The sequence below is a fragment of the Lapidilactobacillus concavus DSM 17758 genome, assembly GCF_001435835.1.
Lineage (GTDB): Bacteria > Bacillota > Bacilli > Lactobacillales > Lactobacillaceae > Lapidilactobacillus > Lapidilactobacillus concavus.
Genome location: NZ_AZFX01000041.1, coordinates 1 through 9,792, shown reverse-complemented (window position 1 = coordinate 9,792; position 9,792 = coordinate 1). Strand labels below are relative to the sequence as shown.

Annotated in this window: 9 protein-coding genes and 2 pseudogenes; 9 read left to right on the top strand and 2 right to left on the bottom strand. The window is 50.9% G+C overall.

What is annotated here, in order from left to right; all coding sequences use genetic code 11:
- The first annotated feature begins 390 nt into the window (after positions 1-390).
- From FC15_RS04725 to FC15_RS04690, 9 genes and pseudogenes are all read left to right on the top strand, one after another.
- Entirely contained in the window at positions 391-903 is a 513-nt protein-coding gene (locus FC15_RS04725; protein ID WP_057824464.1) for a DNA-3-methyladenine glycosylase I, read from the top strand.
- Between the two features lie 16 nt (positions 904-919).
- Entirely contained in the window at positions 920-1,600 is a 681-nt protein-coding gene (locus tag FC15_RS04720; RefSeq protein ID WP_162258405.1) for an NAD(P)H-dependent oxidoreductase, read from the top strand.
- On the top strand, positions 1,600-1,770 hold the full coding sequence (locus FC15_RS09135) for a hypothetical protein (RefSeq protein ID WP_157051242.1): 171 nt from the start codon (positions 1,600-1,602) through the stop codon (positions 1,768-1,770). Before FC15_RS04720 ends, FC15_RS09135 begins: the two co-directional genes overlap by 1 nt.
- Positions 1,771-1,884: 114 nt before the next feature.
- On the top strand, positions 1,885-2,664 hold the full coding sequence (locus FC15_RS04715; RefSeq protein WP_057824460.1) for a MerR family transcriptional regulator: 780 nt from the start codon (positions 1,885-1,887) through the stop codon (positions 2,662-2,664).
- Between the two features lie 161 nt (positions 2,665-2,825).
- Positions 2,826-3,742: pseudogene (locus FC15_RS04710) on the top strand (quinone oxidoreductase family protein).
- Positions 3,743-3,858: 116 nt separating this feature from the next.
- Positions 3,859-4,164: a hypothetical protein gene (locus FC15_RS09230; RefSeq protein WP_057784992.1), complete on the top strand. Its 306-nt coding sequence runs from the start codon at positions 3,859-3,861 to the stop codon at positions 4,162-4,164.
- The gene (locus FC15_RS09225; protein WP_057784991.1) at positions 4,151-4,489 is read left to right on the top strand and encodes a DUF4767 domain-containing protein; all 339 of its coding nucleotides are present in this window, start codon (positions 4,151-4,153) and stop codon (positions 4,487-4,489) included. The genes FC15_RS09230 and FC15_RS09225 overlap by 14 nt, the downstream gene beginning before the upstream one ends.
- A gap of 369 nt (positions 4,490-4,858) precedes the next feature.
- Entirely contained in the window at positions 4,859-8,773 is a 3,915-nt protein-coding gene (pulA, locus tag FC15_RS04695; protein ID WP_222592717.1) for a type I pullulanase, read from the top strand.
- Between the two features lie 276 nt (positions 8,774-9,049).
- On the top strand, positions 9,050-9,382 hold the full coding sequence (locus FC15_RS04690; protein WP_057824458.1) for a putative periplasmic lipoprotein: 333 nt from the start codon (positions 9,050-9,052) through the stop codon (positions 9,380-9,382).
- 12 nt (positions 9,383-9,394) lie between these two features.
- Here FC15_RS04690 and FC15_RS08995 read toward each other — a convergent pair whose 3' ends face one another.
- Both FC15_RS08995 and FC15_RS09335 read right to left on the bottom strand, forming a co-directional pair.
- Positions 9,395-9,646 carry a hypothetical protein gene (locus tag FC15_RS08995; RefSeq protein ID WP_235803335.1) on the bottom strand — a complete coding sequence of 84 codons (252 nt, stop codon included), beginning with the start codon at positions 9,644-9,646 and terminating at the stop codon, positions 9,395-9,397.
- A gap of 6 nt (positions 9,647-9,652) precedes the next feature.
- Positions 9,653-9,730, bottom strand: a pseudogene (locus tag FC15_RS09335) (KxYKxGKxW signal peptide domain-containing protein); the annotation flags it as partial.
- Positions 9,731-9,792 lie beyond the last annotated feature (62 nt).

The window sequence follows — 9,792 nt, the reverse complement described above, 5'->3', positions numbered from 1 at the left end:
GGGCATGATTGCAGTGACAGTGGTGTTAGCTGACGAACGTGTGCAACACGTGAGTAGGCTTACAACACGGGCAAAACTTTAGATTTTGTGCAACAAAAGCTACAAGTTTTAGGCGAAAGCTCCTTTAGAAGCTTGCTTCTAAAGAGCTGCAGCCGGCCCCACAGGCTAGCATGCCCATTGTCTGTAGCAACTTCGGTCCAACGCATGCCACAGCAGGAACAACCGTTTTCCGTGGCAACTTCGGTTCGACAATCCACATGCAAGTATGCCCATTTTCCGCAGCAACTTCGGTTCAACGCATACCACAGCAAGTCGTGTCAGTAAGTTTTCACTGATACCACTCGCTGTTATTTTTATGTTAAACTGACATCAAAGTTTGGTGGTGATTTTTTGTCAGAGAATTCTAGAGAGGGAATTCGAGAGTATCAGCGCTTGTTTGGACAAGCAACTCATGATGATCAGCAATTGTTTGAGCTTTTAGTGGTCGCGGTTTTTCAAGCTGGCTTGAGCTGGCGCGTGGCTGCTGGCAAGTTACCCGTTTTCCGTCGCGTGTTTGCGAACTTCGAGATCTCACGAGTTGCAGCCTTTGATGAACCAGAGATTGAAAAACTCATGCAAAACCCGGAAATGATTCGGAATCCCCGCAAGATTCGTGCCATTGTCTCTAATGCACGTGCAATTTGCCAATTACCGCCAGAATTTTCAGATTTTGCAACTTATCTATGGCATTTTACCGAGCAAGAAGTTTGGCGGAAGTCGGTTGAACCGGACGTACCACTAAATCAACCCTCGAGTTTAGGCACGACAGTTGCAAAAGATATGAAAAAACGAGGGTTTAAATTTATCGGGCCGACGACAACACAACTTTTATTATTAGCTGCTGGAATCATTCAGCGTGTTTGAGAAAGAAGGTTTAAAATTGCAAACTTTAATCGTGGTTGCCCATCCTAATATTGCGGATTCGCCCACGCAACAATTCTTGAAGGCAAGTTTGCCAGATGCCGATGTGATTTGGCACGACTTATCATCAGAGGGGCAGTTTGATCGTCAGCGAGAATTGCATTTATTGGCGCAGGCAGACCGAATTATTTTTCAATTTCCGTTCTATTGGTACAGTGCGCCGTTTATTCTCAAAAAATGGCAGGATGAAGTTTTTGGTGGTGAGCAGGGGCAGTATCAATTTTTAGCGGGTAAGCAATTGGCACTGGTTGTCTCGCTGGGTCAGAGCTTGGCGCGTTATCAATCTGGCGGCTCTGAACATTATGCGATGAGTGAATTATTGCGTCCCTATCAGGCATTCGCGGATAAGTTGGGTTGGCATTATCGGGCACCGCTTTTGATCAGTCATTTTGCCTACTCGACCGAGGTGGAAAAGCAAGCGTTGTTGATTCGTTATCAACAATTCTTGACGATGGATGACCCGACGAACTTTGCTGCACAAGGCGACTGGCTGGTGGCACAGCTGGAAAAAATGGCGACGGCGCATCCGACGCAGGCCGCTAACGTGTCACTGGTTTCAGAGCAGCTGACCACGCAATTGGAACAATATCGCGATCTCATTTGGCAAGTCTCACAGATCAAGCAGGGAGAGAAAGATTAATGGCAGAAGATTGGTTAGTCCGAATCACAGCAGAGTTGAAAAGCGAGAGCGACTACACCGAACGCGCATTGCTCAGCGCCGTCCTATGTTATCAAGATGACTTAAAACAACGCCGAATGAATGCGGAGGGTGAGCTAGACGGCAGAATATGGAACCATGAACAATGGTAAGTTGCATGCATCACCGAGTTGGCCGCGTCGTGTTAATCGATAGTTTGAATTAAAAAAATGCTTGACCCTGACGTCACGTCAGCCTTTATACTCAAGAAGTTGGGAGGTCAGTTCATGAATTACCGGACGAGTGAATTAGCAAAGTTGGCCGGTGTCAGTCAGCGCACAATTCGTTTTTACGAGAATGAGGGACTGTTGGTTGCGCAGCGCGATCCGCAAAATCAATATCGTTATTTTGGCACCGATCAAGTTGATCGGCTACAACAGATTCTTTTTTATCGGCAATTAGGGTTACCTATCTCGCAGGTGAAAAAAATGATGCTGGCTTCCGACTATGAAATCGTGGCAACTTTACAGCAGCAACGTTCTGCGCTCGAGCAGCAGCGTGCGCAATTGGATCAAATGTTGCAACTGATTGATGACACGATTCGTTATCAGAAAGGAGATTTAGAAATGACAGACGAAGAAAAATTCCAGGCGTTTAAAGAGGCTAGTCTACAAGAGAATGAGGAAAAGTATGGCGAAGAGATTCGCGAGCAGTACGGTGAGGAAGTCGTCGAAAAAGCAAATCATCAGTGGATCAGCCAAGCTTCGAATAATTTTAAAAGATTTCAAGCGATTGAAAATGACCTCTTCAAACAGCTTGCAATTGTCGCGCAAACCCATGACTTAGAAAGTGACGCGGCGACCGCGGTTTCCGTCATGGCTAACAAAGAAGACCGGGACGCCGACGACTACACGTACGTTGAAAGTGAGCCGTGGGATAACGTGACCGAAATCAAGTTATACGATGAAGACAGCGATAAGCTAGTTGATACTTATCGCTACGATAAAAAGAATGATATCTTAGCAAAGTACGACGACGCAACGAGTAAGTTTGTGGAAGTGAAATAGGGGACGGGAGTCGGCAAGTAGTTGCCGACTTTTTTAGTGGAAATATTGGTTCAGTGACGATAATTAGAAGATTTGGAAAACCGAGCCACCTTTGCGTTCTCGCCCAGTTTCGTTAAAATTAAGGACAGATATAATTAAAATGATGAGAGGAGTTTTTTTAGATGCAGGCAGTGACTTTCGAGCAACTCGGTGGGCCGGGAGCGTTACGATTGCGGGAAATTGACGAACCGCAACTACGGGCCAATCAGGTACTGGTCCGAGTGCAGGCCGTGGCGGTCGACCACGTCGATACCTTTGTTCGTAGTGGGGCGTTTCAAACGGCACTGGCCACGCCGCACGTTGTCGGCCGTGATTTGGTCGGCACGGTACTGCGGGTGGCGGCCGGCGTGACTAACTTCGCGGTCGGTGATTTGGTTTGGACCAACTCTGCCGGTTACGACGGGCGGATGGGGAGACCGCCGAAATGGTGGCGGCGGTCCATTCGGCCGCGACGGCCGTGATTGTGTTGCAAGACGTCATGCAACTAACCCGCGGGCAGGCCATCCTAATCGAGGGGGCGGCCGGGAACGTCGGCCGTAAGTTTATTCAGCTAGCGCACCAGTTAGGGGCGGTCGTGACGACGACTTCCGCAGCGCGCGACTTTGACCGCTGTCGGCAATTGGGAAGCGAGTTAACGTTGGATTACCACGAACCGGTGGCGTCCCAGTGCGACCGGCAGTTTGATCACATCATTGATACGTCCGGTAAGGTGCCATTGCAGGCTAACTTGGCGGCGCTCAATCAGGGCGGCCAGGTCACGCTGATCACGGCGCCGGCGGATAATCATTTTACCTTCGACGTCCGCCAGTTTTACATGGCCCAAAAGCAAATTAGCGGCTTCGTCATCAGCCACGCTACCGACGACCAACTAGCGCGGGCGGCAAAGTGGTTAAATCCGCAGTTTGCCGCGGGTGCGTTACTCGAAGACGACCTCAAGTGCCAGCCGTTTGTGGCCGCTGCGGAAGTACACGCCGCCCTGGAGCAGGGGCGTGATCACCACCAGCGGTTTGTGCTGGTGCCGCCGACGGAAAAAATTTAAGTGCCTAAGGTTGAAAAAACGGTCGCGGTTGCGGGCCGTTTTTTAAGTTGCTTTTCCGGCCAGTTTTAGTAACATTTAATATAAATATATTAATAATTAAAGGGAGGCACAGGCGGATGCGCAAAGGCTGGGGAGTCTTATTTGCAGGGGTATTATTACTGAGTGGCTGTGGGGACGACCAGGTTAAAGTTACTGAAACGCCCACCAATCAAGAAGCATTGCAAACTAGTCAGCAGCGGGCAAAATCAAAACAGGCAAGTACTGACCGGGCAAGTTCTACCACTGGGACGGCTCAAAAAAGTCGTGACGCTAAGGAGACGGTCACGGCGACCCGTTGGAATGCAACTAAACGCTGGCAACTGGTTAAGTTTATGCACGCGTGGCAGCAACGAATGGGGGCAGACCTACGTGGGAACCTATGACGGTGAACGCCCGGATCATTATGGATTTACTTTTCCGAATGCAATTGAATCTGGACAACTTGATAATCGCGTGATTTTGGCTAATCAGCGAATTCAGTTGCGCTGGTCGGAGGACGGTGAACAGTCGGCACCGTTTCAAGTGGTGGAAGCGGCAACGATGGATAATCAGCATGGCTTTTTAACGACCTACTTTTTTTGCTTACACAATCAGCAACCGGTAGTTTTCGTAACCGGAACAACTAACGGTGATGATTTATACGTTCGCACCAGCCAAAACAGCGAGTTGCAAGCCGGTTTTGCCAAGATTGTGACGGAAAAAGCGTAAACCATTGCCAGTAATCAGGACTTAAATGTCGCCAACCTACAGACGTACCAATTCGGTGATGAAGTTCATAATAATTAACACAACTCGGGGTGGCCACTACCATCCCGAGTTTTTGATTGGGTAGCTGACTTAACCAACCTAAGTTAACCATCGGCACTGGTCATTAGTTGCGCAACGTTCGTGATTCGGTCAGTTTTTTAGTACAGCGTTGACCACTGTCAATTATTTATAGCACCTAATAATGATAACGTTAACATTTGAAAAATGCTTGCGTTATTGAAGCGCTTGCATTAACCTAGTGGTATGAACACCAATTGGTCTAGGTTTAGATTCAAGGGCGAACAGAATGTTATTAGGGGGTTGCAGAATATGCATAATCAGGATGTTGTTCAGGAAAATTGGCGGATGTGGAAACACGGGAAACAGTGGCGGTATGCGTCAAGTGCGGTCTTAGCCATGGGAATCGGTATGGGGTTGTCGACCACGACAGTGCAAGCGGATACGCTGTCAAATACTCAAACAACCACGACGGCCGTGCAATCGGTTGCGAAACCGGCAACGACAACGACAACTGGTACAACCAACGCGGAACAATCGGGAACCGTTGCCGAAACGGACCAGGTGCCAAGCATCGACCCAGCTGCTGACCAGCCGACGAAAACCGACGTGGCGATATCCCAAACGCCGGCAGCGACCAGCACGCTAACGGGTGAAAAAGACCTGCAATCGTCACTTGAAACGAAGACTAATCAGTCAACTTCTTCAACTAAGTCGGTTGCCGTACCGGAAGTAGCGAAGACTAATCCGGTGGTCACTAGCGAAAAGGCCAAAACCGCCACACCGAAAACCAGTCAAGTTGAGACACCGGCGCCGGTCACCCAACCAGTCAGTGTCTCGGTCCAAGTTGACACGAAGACTGAAATGACGGCACCGGTCCCCGTTAAGGACACGACCAAGGTGATTATTCACTATCAGGGTGACAGTAGTAAGTGGGCGCCGTACGTTTGGGGACTGAAACCTAACGGTAATGGTCAGCAGTACGACTGGACCGGAACCGATGATTTTGGTGCCTACGCCGAAATCGACATGGATCAAAATTACCAACAACTCGGCGTGCTGATCAAGGGTGTCGATAGTTGGGATAAGGACGGCAATGGCGCCAACCGGACCGTTACCGTCGACGATAACGGGAAGGGCGAAGTCTGGTACCGTGCGGGCAGTGACGACGCTCAGGACGTGACGCCGACTTACCACGACACCACCATCAACGTGCATTATCATGACAAGAATCAGTCGGCCGTTAATCGCTACCGCGTGTGGACCGACAAGGCCGGTGAGGCAGGGGCACAAACGGTTGATTTGAACCAAACCGACGCCAACGGCAATTTGCTCGGCACCGTGCAGTTGACGGCCGCCGACTTTACGACCGTTTACGTCCAACCGGTCGGTGCTGATGAATTGACGCGGGCCTTCACGCCGGTAGCTAGTGACGCCGCGACCGACATTTACGTCGTGGCCGGGGATCAGCAGCCGTATTACACCGCTAGTTTTGCGCTGCAACAGGAAATGGTGACTAGCGCGGCCATGCAAACGCCGACGGAAGTTACCGTGACAATCGGCAAGGCCCTGACGGCGGCGGAGGCCCGCCAACAACTGAGCGTGGCCGGACATACCGTTAAGGACGTGACGGCAATTGCACCGGACGCAACCGGACGGAGCAAGCAGTTCAAGTTGACGACCACTACCGACCTCGACATTATGACCACTAACAGCGTCAGCTTCAACGGTAACGCTAAGGTTATGGACATCGGCGATTACGTCCGCTCACAAGCGTTCGATAACGAATACTATTACGACGGCGACGACCTAGGTGTGACCTACAGCAAGCAGCGGACGCAAATCAAGTTGTGGGCCCCGACCGTCAATCAAATCGAACTACGCCTTTATCAGCAACATACCGCCGACGCCGCGGTGACCAAGACGATTGCCATGCAGCGGGGCGCCAAGGGCGTTTGGACGGCGGTGCTTCCCGGCGATTATCAGGGCTGGGCCTACGACTATCAGCTCCACTTCGGTGACGGTAGCGTGACCACCACTGAGGACCCTTATAGCAAGGCGGTCACCGTTAATGGCAACCGCAGTGTGATTGCCGACGTTGATGCGGTCAAGCCAGCCGACTTTGACCGGTTACCGAGCTTTAGTGATCCAACCGACGCCGTGATTTATGAAACTAGTGTCCGCGACTTCACCAAGGACCCGAATTCCGGTGTGACGGCCAAGGGGAAGTTTACCGGCATGGTCGAATCCGGCACCCACACCGCATCCGGTCAAGCGACCGGGTTGGATTACCTGAAGGACCTCGGGGTGACCCACGTACAACTCATGCCGATGTACGACTTTGCCAGCATTGATGAAACCAGCGCCGACCCGAGTTATAACTGGGGTTACGACCCGAAGAACTATAACGTTCCGGAGGGGACTTATTCTAGCGACGCCAGCGACCCGACTGCGCGGGTGCTGGAAATGAAGGAAATGGTCAACGGCTACCACAAGGCCGGGATTCGCGTGGTGATGGACGTGGTTTATAATCACGTCTACTCAATGGACGAACAGGCCTTTCAAAAGGTCGTGCCGGGTTACTACTTCCAGTATGATCAAGGTGGCCACCCAACCAGCGGTAGCGGGGTCGGAAACGACGTCGCCAGTGAGCGCAGGATGGTTCGCAAGTACATTCTGGATTCGGTGAAGTACTGGGCGACCGAGTACAACATCGACGGTTTCCGCTTTGATTTAATGGGCATTTTGGACGTCGACACGATGAACGCGATTCGCGCCGAATTGAACGCTATCGACCCCGGTATCTTGGTTTACGGCGAAGGCTGGGACATGCGCGCTACCAACCACGACATTGGTGCGGGACAGTATAACGCTGACAAACTTGATCAGCACGTTGGTTTCTTCAGTGATGATATTCGCAACGCCATCAGGGGGGCCGAGTTTGGCGGCATCAGTAAGGGGCTGGTCGAAGGAAACGCCCAGGAAGACGACTACGACCAGCACGCCCAGGCGTTTATTGCCGGTTTCCTCGGTGGTCAGGATTACGCTAATGCAGCCACGGCTCACCCGTACCAGTCGCCGAGTCAGACGCTGAACTACGTGGCTTGCCACGATAACCGGACGCTCTACGACATGTTAACGGCTTTGATGCCGAACGAGTCCCAGGCTAACCTGATCAAGCGTGACAAGCTGGCAACCTCGATGGCCTTCTTGGCCGAGGGGGTCCCGTTCGTTTACGGTGGACAGGAATCCCTGCGGACCAAGGGCGGCGACGAGAACAGTTACCAGTCACCGGATGCGGTCAACCAGATCGACTGGGACCGCGTTCAGGATAATCAGGAACTGGTCGACTACTTTAAGCAGCTGGTTCAATTACGCAAGGACGAAAGTGCGTTCCGGCTGACGAACTACGCTGACATCGACAAGACGGTCAAGGTCTTACAGGACGGTAAAAACGGCGTCTTCGCCTTCGAATATTTAGCGGGCGGCCACAAGTTATACGTGCTCTTTAACGTGAACGACAGCGCCCAAGCCTTTGACGCCGTCAACTTGACCAACGGCCGGGTGCTGCTCGGCAGCGATGCGGTCACCCTCGGAACGGACACTAACCTGGCCGCTCTCAGTACGTTAGTCGTGCGCGAAGACTTGCCGCAGACCGTGACGATCAATTACCAGGATGACAACGGTCAACTGGTTAAAACGACGACCGTAACGTTGACCGCGGCTGGCACGGCTTACACACTGACGGCGCCAGCTGGGTACCATTTGACCGGTGACCAGACGACGGTTAGCTACGACTTTGATAACGACGGCACGGCGCGAATTGTTACGGTACTGGTTGCGAATATGACAACTGATAACGGCCAACCCGGAGGACAACCTAGTGGTGGTAACGGTCAGACTGGTGATCACCATGGCAAAGAAAATGGTCAGACCGGCGCGACCACGCAACCGGGTGGCGGATCAACCACGACGACTGCTGAAGACCAGCTTGCTGGTGAAGTGGAAAACCCAACCACACCGACCACAACCGCTAATCAGGCGACGTCGTCAGCTACTAAGGCCAAGTTGACGCCAACGACCGCTGCCAAAGCTGGTCGGGCCGCGGCAACCGGTTTACCACAAACTGATGAGCGGGCGGGTCAATCCGCAAGCTTGCTAGGCTTACTGGGAATCATGTTAGCCGGCTTGATGAGTTTGGTAAAACCGCAACGGAAACGGAATTAAGTTTTTAAATTTAAAGCAACGCGGTTTTCAACTTTAGTTATAATTCAACTAATGAAGAAGGGCTAGTCGGCTTGAATGCTTGACTAGCCCTTTTTTGTGGCTGATTTAAGCCGAACGGTACCGGTTAGTTCGAGTCGGCATAAAAAAACTGCTAGCGCAAATTCGAGTTTTACGTATTATTTACCAACTATTTACTTTTCCGTGATTATTGATCAATAAGCCGAGTGAAATAATGCTTTTGTAGCTTAACTAATTTTGAAGGAGCTGTTGAGTGTCATGAAGATGGGTAAACGGACGAGATTCGGATTACGGTGGTTAGCGTTATGTTCAATGGTCGTGTTATTTGCGGGCTGTTCCCAGCAAAGCCAGCACGGTGCCAAAGCAAGTAAAGCGGCTAAAATCGTGTTGTATTCTAATTCACTGTCTAGTGGTCGGGGCGCGTGGTTGAAGAAGGAGGCGGCGAAGGCCGGCTTCAACATTACCCCGGTCAGTTTAGGTGGTGGCGACGTGATCAACCGGTTGGTGTCGGAAAAAATAAGCCGGTCGCCGACGTCGTTTACGAGTCTTCCCAATTCGGTTTTACGAAGTTACAACAGGAAGGCATTCTAAAGAAGTTTGACGTCAACTGGAAAAATGATGTTCCGGCAGGTGATAACCAGGGGGACGGCTACTACTTGCACTGGTCGTTTCAGTCTTTACTGCACTGCTGCTACTTGCACTGGTTGAATCGGTCTTCGTTGCACTGCTACTACTTGCATTGGTCGTTTCAGCCCTTACTGCACTACTTGAGGTACTGGTAGCTGCCGCATAAGCTGACACTGGCCGACTTGTAACTAGCATCCCTAATCCCAGCGAAAATACTGAAATCCCCATAACAGCCCAATTCTTACCGCATTTATATAATTTATAATGCGTTTTAGTCTCTCCAAAGTAATTATTGTGATTATTCCTTAACATAAAAAACCTGCTCCTATGTCAATAAATGGCACATCTTTTTCTAAACACTCGTTCTAATTCTG

Bases quoted from the DNA above. Each gene is read 5' to 3' on its own strand.
- FC15_RS04715 (WP_057824460.1), top strand. From the start codon at position 1,885: ATGAATTACCGGACGAGTGAATTAGCAAAGTTGGCCGGTGTCAGTCAG.
- FC15_RS09135 (WP_157051242.1), top strand. From the start codon at position 1,600: ATGGCAGAAGATTGGTTAGTCCGAATCACAGCAGAGTTGAAAAGCGAG.
- pulA (WP_222592717.1), top strand. From the start codon at position 4,859: ATGCATAATCAGGATGTTGTTCAGGAAAATTGGCGGATGTGGAAACAC.
- FC15_RS08995 (WP_235803335.1), bottom strand. From the start codon at position 9,646: ATGGGGATTTCAGTATTTTCGCTGGGATTAGGGATGCTAGTTACAAGT.
- FC15_RS04690 (WP_057824458.1), top strand. From the start codon at position 9,050: ATGAAGATGGGTAAACGGACGAGATTCGGATTACGGTGGTTAGCGTTA.
- FC15_RS09230 (WP_057784992.1), top strand. From the start codon at position 3,859: ATGCGCAAAGGCTGGGGAGTCTTATTTGCAGGGGTATTATTACTGAGT.